This is a genomic window from Hoeflea sp. TYP-13, from assembly GCF_040932035.1.
Classification (GTDB): domain Bacteria; phylum Pseudomonadota; class Alphaproteobacteria; order Rhizobiales; family Rhizobiaceae; genus Hoeflea_A.
This window is the reverse complement of record NZ_JBFRBB010000002.1, coordinates 278,700-294,202: the sequence shown is the minus strand read 5'-3', so window position 1 is coordinate 294,202 and position 15,503 is coordinate 278,700. Positions and strand designations below refer to the sequence as shown.

15 protein-coding genes and 1 pseudogene are annotated in these 15,503 nt (G+C 55.4%); 9 read left to right on the top strand and 7 right to left on the bottom strand.

The annotated features are described in order from the left end of the window. Positions 1 to 218: 218 nt before the first annotated feature. The 6 genes from ABVT35_RS11715 to ABVT35_RS11690 all read left to right on the top strand — a co-directional run bounded on the left by ABVT35_RS11715 (position 219) and on the right by ABVT35_RS11690 (position 5,396). Positions 219 to 572, top strand: a complete 354-nt coding sequence (locus tag ABVT35_RS11715) for a phasin family protein (RefSeq protein ID WP_368466644.1) — start codon at positions 219 to 221, stop codon at positions 570 to 572. 320 nt (positions 573 to 892) lie between these two features. After that, positions 893 to 1,231 carry an ATP-dependent Clp protease adapter ClpS gene (clpS, locus tag ABVT35_RS11710; protein WP_368467847.1) on the top strand — a complete coding sequence of 113 codons (339 nt, stop codon included), beginning with the start codon at positions 893 to 895 and terminating at the stop codon, positions 1,229 to 1,231. A 10-nt stretch (positions 1,232 to 1,241) separates the two neighbouring features. Then, entirely contained in the window at positions 1,242 to 3,734 is a 2,493-nt protein-coding gene (gene clpA, locus ABVT35_RS11705) for an ATP-dependent Clp protease ATP-binding subunit ClpA (RefSeq protein ID WP_368466643.1), read from the top strand. Positions 3,735 to 3,737: 3 nt separating this feature from the next. Beyond that, positions 3,738 to 4,259, top strand: coding sequence for a hypothetical protein (locus ABVT35_RS11700; RefSeq protein ID WP_368466642.1), 522 nt, complete (start codon positions 3,738 to 3,740; stop codon positions 4,257 to 4,259). Positions 4,260 to 4,312: 53 nt separating this feature from the next. Beyond that, positions 4,313 to 5,053 carry an AzlC family ABC transporter permease gene (locus tag ABVT35_RS11695; RefSeq protein WP_368466641.1) on the top strand — a complete coding sequence of 247 codons (741 nt, stop codon included), beginning with the start codon at positions 4,313 to 4,315 and terminating at the stop codon, positions 5,051 to 5,053. 4 nt (positions 5,054 to 5,057) lie between these two features. Then, positions 5,058 to 5,396: an AzlD domain-containing protein gene (locus ABVT35_RS11690; protein WP_368466639.1), complete on the top strand. Its 339-nt coding sequence runs from the start codon at positions 5,058 to 5,060 to the stop codon at positions 5,394 to 5,396. Between the two features lie 7 nt (positions 5,397 to 5,403). Here ABVT35_RS11690 and ABVT35_RS11685 read toward each other — a convergent pair. From ABVT35_RS11685 to folE, 3 genes and pseudogenes are all read right to left on the bottom strand, one after another. Beyond that, positions 5,404 to 6,276, bottom strand: a pseudogene (locus ABVT35_RS11685) (patatin-like phospholipase family protein); the annotation flags it as partial. A gap of 217 nt (positions 6,277 to 6,493) precedes the next feature. Continuing rightward, positions 6,494 to 6,955 (bottom strand): phosphoribosyl-AMP cyclohydrolase, encoded by a 462-nt coding sequence (hisI, locus tag ABVT35_RS11680; RefSeq protein WP_368466638.1) that lies wholly within the window; start codon positions 6,953 to 6,955, stop codon positions 6,494 to 6,496. Positions 6,956 to 6,960: 5 nt separating this feature from the next. After that, complete coding sequence (gene folE, locus ABVT35_RS11675) at positions 6,961 to 7,593, bottom strand: GTP cyclohydrolase I FolE (RefSeq protein ID WP_368466637.1); 633 nt, start codon at positions 7,591 to 7,593, stop codon at positions 6,961 to 6,963. A 280-nt stretch (positions 7,594 to 7,873) separates the two neighbouring features. Between folE and ABVT35_RS11670 the strand changes: the two genes are divergently transcribed. The 3 genes from ABVT35_RS11670 (at position 7,874) to thrS (ending at position 10,793) form a co-directional block, all read left to right on the top strand. Then, positions 7,874 to 8,323, top strand: coding sequence for an iron-sulfur cluster assembly scaffold protein (locus ABVT35_RS11670; protein WP_368466635.1), 450 nt, complete (start codon positions 7,874 to 7,876; stop codon positions 8,321 to 8,323). Between the two features lie 8 nt (positions 8,324 to 8,331). Further along, positions 8,332 to 8,697, top strand: a complete 366-nt coding sequence (gene yidD / locus ABVT35_RS11665; RefSeq protein ID WP_368466633.1) for a membrane protein insertion efficiency factor YidD — start codon at positions 8,332 to 8,334, stop codon at positions 8,695 to 8,697. A 128-nt stretch (positions 8,698 to 8,825) separates the two neighbouring features. After that, positions 8,826 to 10,793 carry a threonine--tRNA ligase gene (gene thrS, locus ABVT35_RS11660; protein ID WP_368466631.1) on the top strand — a complete coding sequence of 656 codons (1,968 nt, stop codon included), beginning with the start codon at positions 8,826 to 8,828 and terminating at the stop codon, positions 10,791 to 10,793. Positions 10,794 to 10,855: 62 nt separating this feature from the next. On the opposite strand, the gene ABVT35_RS11655 is transcribed toward thrS, so the two are convergent. The 4 genes from ABVT35_RS11655 to ABVT35_RS11640 all read right to left on the bottom strand — a co-directional run bounded on the left by ABVT35_RS11655 (position 10,856) and on the right by ABVT35_RS11640 (position 15,472). Continuing rightward, complete coding sequence (locus ABVT35_RS11655) at positions 10,856 to 11,581, bottom strand: TIGR02117 family protein (RefSeq protein ID WP_368466629.1); 726 nt, start codon at positions 11,579 to 11,581, stop codon at positions 10,856 to 10,858. A gap of 236 nt (positions 11,582 to 11,817) precedes the next feature. Beyond that, a complete protein-coding gene (locus ABVT35_RS11650) occupies positions 11,818 to 12,915 on the bottom strand; it encodes a transporter substrate-binding domain-containing protein (RefSeq protein WP_368466627.1) in 1,098 nt (365 codons plus the stop codon). Between the two features lie 275 nt (positions 12,916 to 13,190). Further along, complete coding sequence (locus tag ABVT35_RS11645) at positions 13,191 to 14,261, bottom strand: hypothetical protein (protein ID WP_368466625.1); 1,071 nt, start codon at positions 14,259 to 14,261, stop codon at positions 13,191 to 13,193. Positions 14,262 to 14,329: 68 nt separating this feature from the next. Continuing rightward, positions 14,330 to 15,472 carry a formylglycine-generating enzyme family protein gene (locus tag ABVT35_RS11640; protein ID WP_368466623.1) on the bottom strand — a complete coding sequence of 381 codons (1,143 nt, stop codon included), beginning with the start codon at positions 15,470 to 15,472 and terminating at the stop codon, positions 14,330 to 14,332. Positions 15,473 to 15,503: the final 31 nt, after the last annotated feature.

The window sequence follows — 15,503 nt, the reverse complement described above, 5'->3', positions numbered from 1 at the left end:
AAAGTGTAGGCAAACAGCGTTACCAATCCGTTTATGGTTGCTGAATTCTTTCAGTATGGTTTGCGAACGAGGTTAATCGCGCGGGGGAATTCAATTGCTGCGACGCACAAAAATCATTGACAATCTGCTGCGGTGCACATAAAATCCGGACGTAATCGGATCACAGTTCCGGCTTACCGATGCGTTCAGACCTCCCCACCCAACGATAGGACATCGAAATGTTTTCCTTTGATGAGGCCAACAAATACGGCAAGGATGCCATGGAAAATATGCTCAAGAGCTACTCCGCTCTTGCACAGGGCATGCAGACCCTGACAACCGAAGCCACCGACTACTCGAAAAAGTCGTATGAAGACGGTGCTGCTGTCGTCGAGCAGCTCTTTAGCGCCAAGACCCCTGAAAAAGCTCTCGAAATCCAGAGCGATTACGCTAAGGCCAGCTATGAAGGTTTTGTCGCCCAGGCAACCAAGATGAGCGAAATCTACGCTGACCTGGCCCGCAAGGCATATGAGCCTTACGAAGCGGCTGTCTCCAAGCCGGCTCCGGCGCCGGCCGCCAAAAAGGGTTCCTGATAAAAACCCGTCAGCGCAATAAACCGATCAGACGAAACCCGGCGGCCCGAGGCAGTCGGGTTTTTTGCTGCCCTCATTTAGGCGCTTTTCGGGCGGCTGTGAAAAATCTCTTTGCCGGACCTCTGTCCCGGCGAGATTTCATCCCTATCTAAGACTAAGAAACACACCATGCACTGAGCCGCCGTCCGGGGCTTAAAATCGCACACTTTGGCATTAGATTAGGGTAGACTGGAAAACAAATCAGGACTGTATCAAAATCGGTATGGAACCAGTTGAGTCAGGATCAGGAAAAAATGGCATTCAGGCCTGTTTGGGCAAATATGAGCGGTGATGACGACAAGGACGGTGACGACAAGGGAACCGGCAATGGCGTATCCGTCATCACACGCACCAAGAAGAAACTTAAAAAGCCGAGTCTCTACCGCGTGCTGCTTCTGAACGATGACTACACGCCCATGGAGTTTGTAGTTCATGTGCTGGAGCGTTTTTTTCAAAAGGACCGGGAGGCCGCAACACGAATAATGCTGCATGTTCACAATCACGGTGTAGGGGAGTGCGGGGTCTTTACATACGAGGTGGCCGAAACCAAAGTTACACAAGTGATGGATTTTTCGCGCCAGAACCAGCACCCATTGCAATGCGTGATGGAAAAGAAATGAGGATTTAAACGTGCCGACATTTTCTACCAGCCTTGAAAAGGCGCTGCATCAGGCACTGACATTTGCCAACGATCGCCATCATGAGTATGCGACGCTGGAGCATTTGTTGCTGGCGCTGATGGACGACTCCGATGCGGCGGCCGTCATGCGGGCCTGCGGAGTTGATCTGGATGCCCTGCGGTCGACGGTGACCGAATATATCGACAATGAACTACATAACCTTGTCACCGGCTACGATGAGGATTCAAAACCGACATCCGGATTTCAACGTGTCATTCAGCGCGCGGTAATCCATGTTCAATCGTCCGGTCGTGACGAGGTGACGGGAGCCAACGTGCTCGTTGCGATCTTCGCCGAGCGCGAAAGCCACGCTGCCTATTTCCTGCAGGAACAGGAAATGACGCGCTACGATGCGGTCAATTTCATTTCCCACGGAATTGCTAAGCGACCAGGTGTTTCGGAAAGCCGGCCGGTGCGCGGTGCCGAAGACTCCGATTCTGATGCCTCATCAGCACCATCGGAAAACGAGGACAGTGCGAAGCCGAAAAACCAGGACGCACTGAGTGCCTATTGCATCAACCTCAATCAGAAGGCCGCGGACGGCAAGGTCGATCCTCTGATCGGCCGGGAGCAAGAGGTCAATCGCACAATCCAGGTGCTCTGCCGCCGTTCGAAGAACAATCCGCTTTATGTCGGCGATCCCGGCGTCGGCAAAACGGCCATCGCCGAGGGGCTGGCACGCCGCATTATCAACAACGAAGTGCCGGAGGTGCTTCTCGATTCGACCATCTATGCGCTCGACATGGGCGCCTTGCTGGCCGGTACGCGCTACCGCGGCGATTTCGAAGAGCGGCTGAAGCAAGTGGTCAAGGAGCTCGAGGAGATGGAAGGCGCGGTGCTCTTCATCGATGAGATCCACACGGTCATTGGCGCGGGCGCGACATCGGGTGGTGCGATGGATGCATCGAACCTTTTGAAGCCGGCACTGTCATCCGGAACTATCCGCTGCATCGGTTCGACCACATACAAGGAGTTCCGTCAGTTCTTCGAGAAGGACAGGGCGCTTGTACGCCGCTTCCAGAAGATCGATGTGAATGAGCCCAGCATCGACGACGCTGTGGAGATCCTCAAGGGGCTGAAGCCCTATTACGAGGACTATCACAAGGTCAAATACAGCAATGACGCAATCACCTCCGCCGTGGAGCTGTCGGCACGTTACATCAACGACCGCAAGCTGCCCGACAAGGCGATCGACGTGATCGACGAGACCGGTGCGTCACAGATGCTGGTTGAAGAAAGCAAACGCCGCAAGACGATTACGGAGAAGGAAATCGAAGCCACGGTTGCGACCATGGCACGCATTCCTCCGAAATCCGTGTCCAAGGACGACAAGCAGGTTCTTGCCAATCTCGACAAGGAACTGCGCAGGGTCGTTTACGGCCAGGACCAGGCAATCGAAACACTGGCATCGGCAATCAAGCTGGCACGTGCCGGTTTGCGCGAGCCGGACAAGCCGATCGGCAGCTACCTGTTCTCCGGCCCGACCGGTGTGGGCAAGACCGAGGTCGCAAGGCAGCTCGCCAGTTCGCTGGGCGTCGAACTGCTGCGCTTCGATATGTCCGAATATATGGAGCGCCACACGGTCTCGAGACTGCTGGGCGCACCGCCCGGATATGTCGGCTTTGATCAGGGCGGACTTTTGACGGATGGTGTCGACCAGCATCCGCATTGCGTGCTGCTTCTCGACGAAATCGAAAAGGCCCATCCGGACCTGTTCAATATCCTGTTGCAGGTGATGGACCATGGCAAGCTGACAGACCACAATGGCAAGCAGATCGATTTCCGCAATGTCATTTTGATCATGACAACCAATGCAGGCGCGGCCGACCTTGCTAAACCCGCCATCGGTTTCGGTTCTTCGAAGCGCGAAGGCGACGACATGGAGGCGATCAACCGCATGTTCTCGCCGGAGTTCCGCAACCGGCTGGACGCGGTCATTCCGTTCGGTTCGCTGCCGACACCTGTTGTGCATCAGGTTGTTCAGAAATTCGTCATGCAGCTTGAGGCGCAATTGGCCGAGCGCGGAGTCACTTTTGACCTTTCGAAGGAAGCTGTCGCGTGGCTGGCCGACAAGGGCTACGACGAACGCATGGGTGCAAGACCGCTTGCGCGGGTTATACAGGAGCACGTCAAGAAGAAGCTTGCGGATGAGGTACTGTTCGGCAAGTTGAAAAAGGGTGGCACCGTCAAGGTGACGGTCGAGAAAAAGGAAGACGGCAAGCCCGGGCTTAAGCTCGAAGCCATTCCTGACAAGACGCCGGCAAAACCGCGCAAGGAACCCGCCGCAAAGCGCAAAACACAGGCGGCGAAACCGAAGGCCGACGCGGTCGCTGACACTGATACCAAGCCGAATGCCGGCAATGGCGACACGGAGGTTAAGGACAAACCGGAACCCTCCAAGGCGCGCGGCAGTGCGGTGCCCAAGGTTCCGCGGAAAAAGTAGAGTATGACGTTTGAACTGCGCGATCGCCTTATGGAAGGCGATCGCCGGGTTGTCGGTGCGGCCGGAGCGGTGGCCGATCAGGTCAGGCAAGATGCGACGCTGCTGCCTGAACTCATTGCCCTTCTCGATGACGGTGATAAAGCCGTTGTCGCGCATGCGGCCCATGCGCTGATGCAGCTCGCCGCGGATGAACCCGCACGGTTCGATCCGTTTGCTGACGGTCTGCTTGATCGTCTGGAGACCCTGAACCAGTGGGAAATCGGCGAGCAATTGCCAAAGATCCTCGTTCGTACGGCGCTGACAAACGTGCAGGTTCAACGGTTGGCCGGTATCCTTAAATCAAATACAAATGCCAAATCAAACATTGTGGCCGCATGTTCTCTGCAAGGGATTGTCGATCTGGCTTGTGATCGGCGCATAGATCCGGCGATCGCTGTAAAATGCCTGGAAACGGCGCTGGCATCAGATCGAAAGGCCTTGGCTGCCAGGGCCCGGCAATTGCAGAAATTCGTATCAAGGCTCTGATTTCGGTACTTGGAGCGCTTTTCAATCCAGCATCCTGTGTCTAACAAGGTGGCATGAGTACGCAACCATCGTTTCGCCAACGGCCCTGGTTCCTTCTGGGGATGCGCGGCATATTTTCTATTCCGGCCCTTGTTCTGACCAGCGCTGTCGTCGGGTTCTGCGGTTTTGCCTATGAGGCCGGAATATCGTACGGGCAGGCAGTGTTCATGATGGGGATCATATGGGCTTTACCGGCGCAGTTCGTGCTTATCGGTGCGATACTGGCGGGTGCATCGTTGCCGGCCGCTGCGCTTGCCGTGACCCTGTCATCCATGCGGCTGATGCCGATGGTTGCCGCACTTGTTCCTGAAATACGGACAAAATCCACGCCGACCTGGGTGCTGCTTGTCGTCTCCCATTTCGTCGCGGTGACATCTTGGGTATTTACGATGGAACGGCTGGACCGGGTTCCGAGGGAAGGAAGGGTCGCCTTTTTTACAGGATTCGGCCTGACGCTGACGACAGTTAATATTGTCGTTGTTTCGGTGTCATATGGGGTAATCAGCCATCTGCCAGCCATGATTGGCGGAGCGCTGTTCTTTCTTACGCCGATTTACTTTTTGACCTCTATCTGGGCGTCCGCCCGGGGCCTTGAGGTGTATCTCGCAATGGTCATCGGTCTTGTGCTCGGGCCGGCATTCCACATGGCGGACGAGGAGTTGGGGCTGCTTTACGCGGGCATTATTGGCGGCACGTTGGCCTTCTTCCTTGAACGTTTGATTGCCGCAAGGCGAAGAGCCAAAAGTGCAGTCTGACGGCATGATGGAAACTTTATGGCCATACCTGTTCATTGCAATTGCCGGCTGGCTGGCGACGGATATATGGCGCTGGCTCGGTGTGTTGCTGGGCAACCGCATATCTGAGGACTCGGTGTGGCTAATTTGGGTGCGGTCAGTCGCAACGGCTCTCGTTGCAGCGGTTGTGGCACGCCTGATCCTGTTTCCGACCGGCGTGCTCGAGGCAACGCCGGTGAGCCTTCGGATTGCGGCTGTCGCAACAGGATTTGTGGTGTTCCTGATTGCCCGTCAGAAAATCTTTGCCGGTATTTTGACTGCAGAAGCCGTACTGCTCGGCGGCATCTACCTGATGCAGATATGACGGTCCGTCAGACGAGCACTTCGCTCAGACGCTTGATGTCCTCGAGCTTGGACCGGGCTTCTTCATAGCCCCGGTCTATGGCTTCGGCCGCCCGGTGAAATTCGGAAAGGCCGATATCGGAAAGGCGGGGCATCAATAGGACGTCCGGCGGATCGCCCGCCAGTCTGGCGCGCGAAATGCGATCCTGGATAATGTTGTATGCCTCCACCATGACATTTGTCATGCCGATGCGCGCGGATTTCTTGCGCTGTGCCCGCGTTGTTTTCTCGGGCGTTTCGACAGGTTCCTCGGAGGCGGCGTGTTTGACAACAGCAGACCTTCCATAAAGATCGTAATGCAGGTTGACGGCAACGACCAGGGGCGCCTCATGGGCACGGCACACTGAAACCGGAACCGGATTGACGAGAGCACCGTCAACGAGTGTCCGGCCGTTGCATTGAACCGGCTCGAAAATTCCGGGCAAGGCATAGGATGCGTGAATAGCCGTTGTAAGTGAGCCGCTGTGTATCCAGATCTCATGACCGGTTGCAATTTCGGTCGCGACGGCTGTAAAGGGGCGTTCAAGATGTTCGATATCGATGTCGGCAAGATGCTCACGCATGCGCTTGCTTAGCCGCATGCCACCGAATAGTCCGCTGCCGCCAATAGCAAAATCCAGGAGCCCGACAATCCGCCGCATGGTCAAGCTGCGGGCAAAATCTTCCAGTTCATCGAGCTTGCCGGCAAGATAGCAGCCGCCGACGAGCGCGCCGATTGACGTTCCAGCCACCATGCCGATTTGAATTCCGGCTTCGTCCAGGGCTCGCAAAACGCCAATGTGCGACCAGCCGCGGGCTGCGCCGCCGCCAAGTGCCAAAGCGATTTTTGCTTCCGGTGTTTTGTCCAACAAGACAATCAACTCCTGAACATATTAGGCGCAACCACCTAGCAGTACTGGTTCGCTGCGCATACCAATATTCAACGCCATATTTATTTAAGTTTGGTGAAATTGGCATGCTATAGCAACCAACATCAATATACTTTTGCTTACAAGGATTTGAATCGTGGTGAGTTTTGGGTGCTGACTTGTGAATGTGCGCGTCCGCAGACGCGCTCATTCAGTAGACTTCGTCAGGATCAAATCGGGGCCGTTCATCGTCCATCACAAGACTGATCTTGCCGTTTTCGGCTACGACCCGACGGAAAAAGCAGCTTCTGCGTCCGGTGTGACAGGTGGCATCATGGCCTGCAACGCTTACCTTGAGCCAAATCGCATCCTGATCACAATCTGTTCGGATTTCATGCACGGTCTGCAAGTTTCCGGAGCTCTCCCCCTTTTTCCAGAGCGAGGCACGGGAGCGACTGTAGTAATGGGCGATTCCCGTAGAGATCGTGAGGGCGAGCGCCTCTGCATTCATGTGCGCCAGCATCAGGACGGTGCCATCTGCTATATCGGTAACGACGGCGGTGACCAAACCGCTGGCATCGAAACGCGGTGTCAGCTGATCGCCCTCTTCGAGTGCAGCCTTGTCTGACGGCGCAGGCGGGAAGGGCGCACGCAGGTCAATTTCATCAGGCATGTTTGCTAGTCCCGGCCGCGCAGCATCGACATGAAGCGCGCCTGTTCCTGCGGTTGGGTCTTGAACAGGCCGGTAAATGTCGACGTCAATGTGGTCGAACCGATCTTCTGCACACCGCGCATGACCATGCACATATGCTCGGCTTCGATCATCACCGCCACACCGCGGGGCTTGAGCGTGGAATCGATAGCCTCTGCGATCTGCGCAGTGAGGGCTTCCTGCGTCTGCAGCCGCTTGCCGAAAACGTCAACGACACGGGCGATTTTCGACAGTCCGACAACACGGCCTGCCGGCAGGTATCCGACATGCGCCTTGCCCATGACAGGCACCATATGGTGCTCGCAGTGGGAATAGAACGGGATATCCTTGACAAGGACGAGCTCGTCATAGCCGGACACTTCCTCGAATGTCCGCCCGAGAATCTCTTCAACGGAATGGCCGTAACCGGAAAACAGCTCCTGATAGGCCTTTGCCACCCGCTTTGGTGTATCAAGCAGCCCTTCGCGCGCCGGATCTTCACCAATCCAGCGAAGCAGGACCTCTACAGCAGCCTTTGCTTCATCTTCCGTCGGCCGTTCGACTTTGCTGTCCGCATCGTCGTTCATGCCATTTGGAAAATTCTTTATAATGGCGTCCATCGTCACATTCATCTCCGTGACCGTAACGTACGGTCTTGCTCGTTCGGACCATCCGCCTCTGGCCGAAACTCGGATTTAACCGGGCACGGGGTCTTTGGCAAGGTTCCGGGGCCTTCAAGGCACGGTTTCCTCATCATCGGTGCGACACAACACTTGCAATGGTGTCGCCAGCTACCAAAATAGGGTATAGAAGTCGCAAAAGCCAACGAAATGGCGACGTTATGGCGTCGGTTTTCGTTTTTTTGCCCGACTGGTTGACACATTTTTCCGGGATCAATGCATGATCGACGACGTCTACAACGCCAAAATCCTTGAATTCGCAGGCAATATTCCCCGCATCGGAGCACTCGAAGACGCAGATGCCAGTGCACGTGCGCATTCAAAATTGTGTGGCTCGACCGTCAAGGTCTGGCTGAAGCTTGACGGCGACACGGTCAGCGATTTTGCCCATGAGGTGAAGGCCTGTGCGCTGGGCCAGGCTTCGTCATCAATAATGGCGAACAATATTATCGGTGCCTCGACCTCGGAACTTCGCAATGTCCGCCAGCAGATGATCGCGATGCTGAAAGAAAACGGGCCGCCTCCGAACGGGCGGTTTTCGGATCTGCAGTTCCTCGAGCCGGTACGCGATTATAAGGCCCGTCATGCCTCTACGCTGCTAACGTTCGATGCCGTTGTCGACGCCATCAATCAGATTGAGGAACAGCGCGGGGCCGGCGCTGCCGCCTGAGGCCCAAAATGTGCTCTCAAAACCAGTCAGACCAGTCCCGCGCCGTTTCCGGCAGGCGAGGCCGCAATTATAATGGCCCCTTCCGTAAAACGCCGGGCAGATTGCTTGGGATGGGGATTGTCCGGATTTACCAGCTGACACTGTCCGGGTTTGTAGGCAACAATTGCAGGCATTTGCCGACCTGTTCCGAATTCGGCTACGAAGCGATTGCGCGCCACGGGCTTTGGGCGGGCGGATGGATGACGTTTTTCCGGGTCATCCGCTGCGGTCCGGGCGGAACGCACGGATTCGACCCGGTACCTGACGCGCCGCCCGAGGACGCTCACTGGTTTACGCCGTGGCGGTATTTTCTGCGCCGTGGCGATACTGGCTAAAACCTCGGCTTTAAAGCCCTTCCGCATTGCAAAATTTGCCTATGCAAGCTAAAAGGCGCGCGCTTGGCCAAAGCCTTGCATGATCAACCACCCGCATTCGTTGGCGGGACTGGACAGGAGACGACAAAGTGGCTGATTCCATATCGCTCGACAATTCCGTATCTCTCAAATTTCCGGACGACTCGACCCGCGAATACGCCGGTGGCACCAGTGGGCGCGAGGTAGCTGAAAGCATTTCCAAATCGCTGGCAAAAAAGGCTGTTGCAATTGCCATTGACGGCGAAGTCCGCGATCTTTCCGATCCGATTGCCGATGGTGCTGTTGAAATCCTCACCCGGGACGACCAGCGCGCGTTGGAACTGATCCGCCACGATGCGGCCCACGTGATGGCTGAAGCGGTCCAGGAGCTGTATCCCGGCACGCAGGTCACGATTGGTCCGGTCATCGATAACGGCTTTTATTACGATTTTGCCCGCGACGAGCCGTTCACGCCTGAAGACCTGCCGAAGATCGAAAAAAAGATGCGGGAGATCATTGCCCGCAAAAAGCCGTTTACCAAAGACGTGTGGTCGCGCGACAAGGCGCGCGAGACCTTTGCCGATATGGGCGAAGCCTACAAGGTTGAGCTGGTCGACGCGATCCCGGAAGGTGAAGATGTCAAGATATACCGGCAGGGCGACTGGTTCGATCTGTGCCGCGGCCCTCATATGGCTTCAACCGGGCAAATCGGCAGTGCTTTCAAACTGATGTCGGTGGCCGGCGCCTATTGGCGCGGCGATTCAAACAATGCGATGCTGACCCGCATCTACGGCACTGCTTGGGCAGACCAGAAACAGCTTGATGCCTATCTGCATATGCTTGCTGAAGCCGAAAAACGCGACCATCGCCGTCTCGGCCGAGAAATGGATCTTTTCCATTTCCAGGAAGAGGGGCCGGGCGTGGTCTTCTGGCATGCCAAGGGCTGGCGGATGTTCCAGAATCTCGTCAATTACATGCGCCGGCGCCTGGATGAGCATGGCTATGACGAGGTGAATGCGCCGCAGGTGCTGGACAAGGCCCTTTGGGAAACGTCCGGTCACTGGGACTGGTATCGCGAGAACATGTTCGTCACCCAAACCGAAGATGACCGGGTTTTCGCACTCAAGCCAATGAACTGCCCGGGGCATGTTCAGATATTCAAAAACGGCCTTAAGAGTTACAGGGAACTTCCTGTAAAACTTGCGGAATTCGGCGCAGTGCATCGGTACGAGCCGTCGGGCGCGCTGCATGGCCTCATGCGTGTGCGGGCGTTTACGCAGGACGATGCGCATGTCTTTTGCACCGAAGAGCAGCTTCGCGCCGAATGCCTGCGTATCAATGATCTGATCCTGACGACCTATGCCGACTTCGGATTTGACGAAATCACCGTCAAACTGGCAACCCGTCCGGAAAAGAGGGTTGGCACGGACGAAATGTGGGATCACGCCGAGGAGGTTCTGAGCGACATTCTCGGGCAGATCGAACGCGAGTCCGAAGGGCGCATCAAAACCGGCGTGAACGAAGGCGAGGGAACGTTTTACGGTCCCAAATTCGAATATGTCCTGCGGGATGCGATCGGCCGTGAGTGGCAGTGCGGCACCACCCAGGTGGACTTCAACCTGCCGGAACGCTTTGGAGCGTTTTACATCGACAGCGATTCTGAAAAGAAGCAGCCGGTGATGGTCCACCGCGCGATCTGCGGTTCGATGGAACGCTTCCTCGGCATCTTGATCGAGAACTACGCCGGTAACATGCCGCTCTGGTTCGCGCCGGTTCAGGTTGTTGTGGCAACCATCACCTCCGAAGCGGATGACTACGCACTTGAAGTAGCGGCGGCGTTGAAAAAGGCCGGCCTGCAGGTGGAGACTGACCTTCGTAACGAGAAGATCAACTACAAGGTCAGGGAGCACTCTGTAACCAAGGTTCCGGTCATTCTCGTATGCGGTATGCGCGAAGCGGAAGAGCGAAGTGTCAACATGCGCCGGCTTGGAAGCCGCGATCAGACCTCAATGACGCTTGAGGAGGCCGTTGCCGCCCTTTCCGACGAGGCAACGCCGCCCGATCAGCGCACCGACTAGTGCTGTGGATCTGAAGTTCGTCACGCGTGTGCTGCATAATGACGAACTTCAGGTTCAGGATACTAATTGCCTGATTGCAGCCGGGTCATGTTCCATTCGATGGACTGAGCGAACGGTGTCCAGCGGCCGACAGGCACACCGGCTGCACGCAAGGCATGCCCGGTCCAGGCGTTGCAGCCGTAAAAGGCGCTGAAGCGCGGTCGGGCCCGGTAGAAGACATCGCCAAATCCCTGGGTTATGCCTGTCAGCAGTTCCGCATTGCCGGCGCCATTTGTCTTGAATGTTTCAGCAATAAACCGGACGAGCCGGCGATATTGGGCGTCGTCGAGCTCCAGGCGATAGATGCCGTCGCCATAGGGCGTTCCTGCGACCGGCAGAACATGCATCACCGACCGGTCGAACAGCAACGCCTTGAAAACGATCCCGGCTGTAAGATCGGAAAGCGCCAGCAGGCTTGTATATGCTGTCTGTGACCCCCAGCCGATGACAAGGTACTGTGTGTTCTGCAATCCGCCCGGCAGGTCCGCCTCCGAAACCGGTATTCCATTCGGCGGCCGGCCATTAAGAACCGGAATGGCGATATCGCTGTGGAAACCGTTGGACAGAACGTAAACGGTAATTTGACCGCCCGAGGCTGTGTTTTCGTCGGGACTGGCGGTCCAGACCGTGCCGGTTACCGCGGCGCCGAGATAAATGGCGAGGATGGCGAGTACCGCAAGCACACACAGGACAACCGTTTTGGTCGCCGCACGTACGAAAGCGGGAATTTTTCTGGCACGGTCATTCATATATTTGGTTCATCTGCCGCAGTGATATCACAAAATCGTATTTGAGACTGGGGACAACTTGGAAGTCCAGTCAGAATTACAGCCCTTGTGCCGTGCTTGTCTGCCGAAGTTTAACCCGGGAGACACCCGGAGAGACCGAGTGTTCCCGCGGATCAGATTGTCGGCCGGTCGGAAACGGGCCAGGCGACACCGGCAAATGGTATACCGCCCGTCCCGACGACCATCTCCAAAGTGTCCTATTGGTTCGCAAGCCGCCGGCTGAACTCATCATTAAAGAAAGAAATGATCTGAGCATAGGTGCCGTTCTCGATAATCCTGTCGAGGCCGACATTGAACTCATCGAGATACCGGTTCGATTCGGTGTTAGTCGCGTAGGCAAGGAGATGGAGTGTGCCGGTCACCGAAAAGTCGGACATTTTGACATTGTCGCTGATTCCCATCTCATGGGCGACAGCGTCGCCGACAAAGCGATTCAGAGCAACATAGTCGGCTTTACCCTCCAGGAGGCGCTGAAAACAGTCCTGCGGTGAATTGCCCACGACCAGGTGTTCTATGGAGAATCCTGCTTCAACCATGTCGAATGTCGAGTAGCCCTTCGGCCTGCAGATCCTCCTCTTCTTGACGTCTTCCAAGGACGTGTCGTTCAGGTCAGATCGGCCTGCCTCCACAAAAAAGGCCTGTGTGGTATTGGCAATCGGCTCAGATTTGCTGTACTCGCAGCGAATTTGCATGGGTTCCGGAAGGCGATCGCAGGACTTCCAGAAATCCATGTTCGGCATGGCCCATGGAAAGGTCATCTGATAGCGGTCCTTCTTGACCAGGCTTTTGACCTGTGCGTTCCAGTCATCGATAATGTCGATCTCGACATTGGCGCCGATGTCAGATGCGTCGAAGGCGGCCTGAATGATAGCCGTCGCCATGCCGTTATTCGGCCAATCCGTGGACGTGTAGGGCGGCCAGTTGTCGCCGGTGATCACGTAGAGTGTTGTTGGCTGGCCGGCTTTTGTTTTGACCATCGTTTCCGGAAGGCTTTGAACGGAACCGGGGCAGGGCGGAATGCTGATTGGCGTTCCTATGAGCAAAAGGTCCGGATTTTTTCCGATCGCCTCCACATTGCCGGGATATTCGAAGATGCGCGGCCACTGCAATGAATCGCCAAAGGCCGCCATGGCAATTTTCGACAATGTATCGCCGGAGACGATGTTGTAACCTTGAACTGAACTGCTGCAGGCGGCGGGTTTCGCCGAAGCAGGCGTTCCGGCAATGCAGGCGATTTGTGCACCGACGATAAACGCTGCTGAAAGACTTGTTAGTCGGGGAAACTTAAAATTCACGGCAGGCTCCTAATTCTGGGGTTGGCGATAAAATCGGCATCCGAAACTTCAATGTGTGCGCCGTTTCGGGCTGCCACTTCGGTTAAACTGGAGGGCTCAAAGATGACCGCTGTTGTCGTCCTGATGCCCGTAAATGGACGCGCTGGACCTGCACGCCGCTCCTGGAGCGGCGTGTGTCAGGTAACCAGACCGGCATCAACGAAAGATCGGTGATGATGCCGGCTGTCTGGCGTTGAAGGACAGCGCTTCTATTGCAAGAATGCGGTCAACACATCCTATTGTTTAGCAAGCCGCCTGGTGAACTCGTCATTGAAGTAGGAAATGATCTGGCCGTAGGTGCCGTTATCAATGATTGTTTCGAGGCCGACGTTGAAATCGTCGAGGATCTGAACCGTTTCAAGCGGATTGTTCTTGTAGGCAAGTATGTGAATCGGGCTGGCAATCGAAATATCCGCCATCTCGACGCGACTTCCAATTCCCATCTCCGCGGCAACTGCAAGGCCGGTGAACCGGTTCAGCAGCACATAGTCGACAACCCCTTCAAGAAGGCGCTGAAAGCAATCCTTCGGCGAAAGCTCGATGTGAAGATTGTCCACGGTGATGCCGTTTTCGACCAGTTCGAATGTGGAATAACCTTTAGGGCGGCATAGACGCTTCTTGTTCATGCTTTCTATGGTTTCGCCTGCAAGGTCGGCCCGGCCATTTTCCTTGAAAAACGCAAGCGTTACATTGGCAATGGGATTGGAGTGGGCATATTCGCAGCGGATTTGCATGGGCTTCGGCAGGCGGTCACAGGTCTGCCAGAAATCCATCTTCGGATAGTACCACGGGAATGTCAGCTGGTAGCGGTTTGTCTTGGTGAGTGTTTCGAGTTGGGCACTCCAGTCGTTCACATAGTGAATTTCGACGTCGTCACTCATGCCGGCTGCTTCAAAAGCCGCTTCAACGATTACCGTTGCCATGCCGCCGTTTGGCCAATCGGTGGAGACATAGGGTGGCCAGTCATCCCCTGTTACCACGTAAATTTTAAACGGAATTTTGTTTCTTGACTTTTTGGCGGTCTGAGCCGGTGCGGCCTCTTTCGGAATTTCCTGAACAGATCCGGGGCAGGGTGGAATTCGCAGCGGTGTTCCAATCACCAGGAGATTCGGGTTTTTGCCGATTGCCCTTGCGTTTCCGGGGTATTCGAAAATGCGCGGCCACTGCTTCGGATCGCCGAAGGCAATGCCCGCAATTTTTGACAACGTATCACCAGAACTGACGTAGTATTCCTGAACAGAATTATTGCAGGCCACGGCTGCTGCGGAAACCGGTATTTTGATGCCTAATGCCAGCGGGATAGCCATGGCCACCGCCGCTATCAGGCTAAAAAATCGATGGGAAATGATATGCACGGAATGCTCCTGGTGATGGGTTATTGAGCTAGGCGGAAACCAATGTTTTCGTAACGGATGTTCAAAGCGCGGCTGGCGCGATGGGACAGATTGGCCGACTGCCCGTTGATTTTGCCTGGAACGGGTCCACGCACGATACCGAGATTGCGATAGCAACGCCCGTCGGCCTGTTCCATGATCCAGCATCCTGAAACACGCTCCGCGGCATTGTCCGACATGCCGAACAGTCCGTTTACCGGTTCGCGGTAGTCTACCGGGATCAGCATGTCCGAGGACCGAATTTTTGCTGCATCGAAATCCTGGCCCCAGGCAAAGTTGCTGTGATCGTCGCTTCCGCCGCGTGCAGCGACAACCCATTCCGCTTCAAGCGGCAACCGAAACGGAGGTTCTCCTGGCGCGCGCTTGGTGTTTATCCAGTCGATGAACATCATCATCTGTTCGGTGGTAACGGATGTGATCGGTAACGAGAGCTTGTTTTGGTCGAAATACTGATTTGGAAAGCCGTCGATCGAACAGGCCCCTCCATCCGCACAGGCTTTCCACTGACCTCTGGTGACCTCGGTTGTCGCAATCAGGAAAGTGTCCAAAGTAACGGGCTGAAGTTGACCGTTTTTCTGATCAGGACGGGTTGTCGGTATTTGATATTGACCCTGCTTGATTTTCAGCATGGTCGGCATCAGGGGCGTTGCTGAAATTGTGCCGGGTGCTTTGGATGCAGTAACGGCTGCTGTTTGTTCCGGAGCCGTTTCCAAATTCTCGGATGCTGTCTGTTCGGAGCCGGTGTCAGCAAGTACGGTAGTCGGTGTCGGTTGAGGGCGAAACTCCCCCAGGAACTGTGTGGCATCCGTCGGCAGATAATGCGAAAACAGAAACACACCGCAGAATGATAATAAAAATGTGCCGGCAAATATTATTCCAAGGCCGACCTTGCGGGTTTTCTTTTTGCTTTCCTTGGCAGTTTGCGGCTCCTTGAGAAGGAAGTCAGGAATATCAATATTTTCATCCGCATCATCTGTCCAACGGAACTGGGGTGTGCGTGTCTTGTTGATGTGCTGCTGGTAATTCGGGTGGACTAACCTAATACGTTTTTGCAGCAACCTCGCGTTTGTTGTTCTGTTGAGGTTTTTGGAATATTTATCATTACTATCAAATACTTTATACATAATTTACTAACCTTCGACTTTCGGAAAGTTA

What these genes read in the sequence shown, in the direction of transcription:
- ABVT35_RS11715 (WP_368466644.1), top strand. Translation starts at nt 219, where the DNA reads ATGTTTTCCTTTGATGAGGCCAACAAATACGGCAAGGATGCCATGGAA.
- clpS (WP_368467847.1), top strand. Translation starts at nt 893, where the DNA reads ATGAGCGGTGATGACGACAAGGACGGTGACGACAAGGGAACCGGCAAT.
- ABVT35_RS11700 (WP_368466642.1), top strand. Translation starts at nt 3,738, where the DNA reads ATGACGTTTGAACTGCGCGATCGCCTTATGGAAGGCGATCGCCGGGTT.
- ABVT35_RS11695 (WP_368466641.1), top strand. Translation starts at nt 4,313, where the DNA reads ATGAGTACGCAACCATCGTTTCGCCAACGGCCCTGGTTCCTTCTGGGG.
- ABVT35_RS11690 (WP_368466639.1), top strand. Translation starts at nt 5,058, where the DNA reads ATGATGGAAACTTTATGGCCATACCTGTTCATTGCAATTGCCGGCTGG.
- hisI (WP_368466638.1), bottom strand. Translation starts at nt 6,955, where the DNA reads ATGCCTGATGAAATTGACCTGCGTGCGCCCTTCCCGCCTGCGCCGTCA.
- folE (WP_368466637.1), bottom strand. Translation starts at nt 7,593, where the DNA reads ATGGACGCCATTATAAAGAATTTTCCAAATGGCATGAACGACGATGCG.
- ABVT35_RS11670 (WP_368466635.1), top strand. Translation starts at nt 7,874, where the DNA reads ATGATCGACGACGTCTACAACGCCAAAATCCTTGAATTCGCAGGCAAT.
- yidD (WP_368466633.1), top strand. Translation starts at nt 8,332, where the DNA reads ATGTGCTCTCAAAACCAGTCAGACCAGTCCCGCGCCGTTTCCGGCAGG.
- ABVT35_RS11655 (WP_368466629.1), bottom strand. Translation starts at nt 11,581, where the DNA reads ATGAATGACCGTGCCAGAAAAATTCCCGCTTTCGTACGTGCGGCGACC.
- ABVT35_RS11645 (WP_368466625.1), bottom strand. Translation starts at nt 14,261, where the DNA reads ATGGCTATCCCGCTGGCATTAGGCATCAAAATACCGGTTTCCGCAGCA.
- ABVT35_RS11640 (WP_368466623.1), bottom strand. Translation starts at nt 15,472, where the DNA reads ATGTATAAAGTATTTGATAGTAATGATAAATATTCCAAAAACCTCAAC.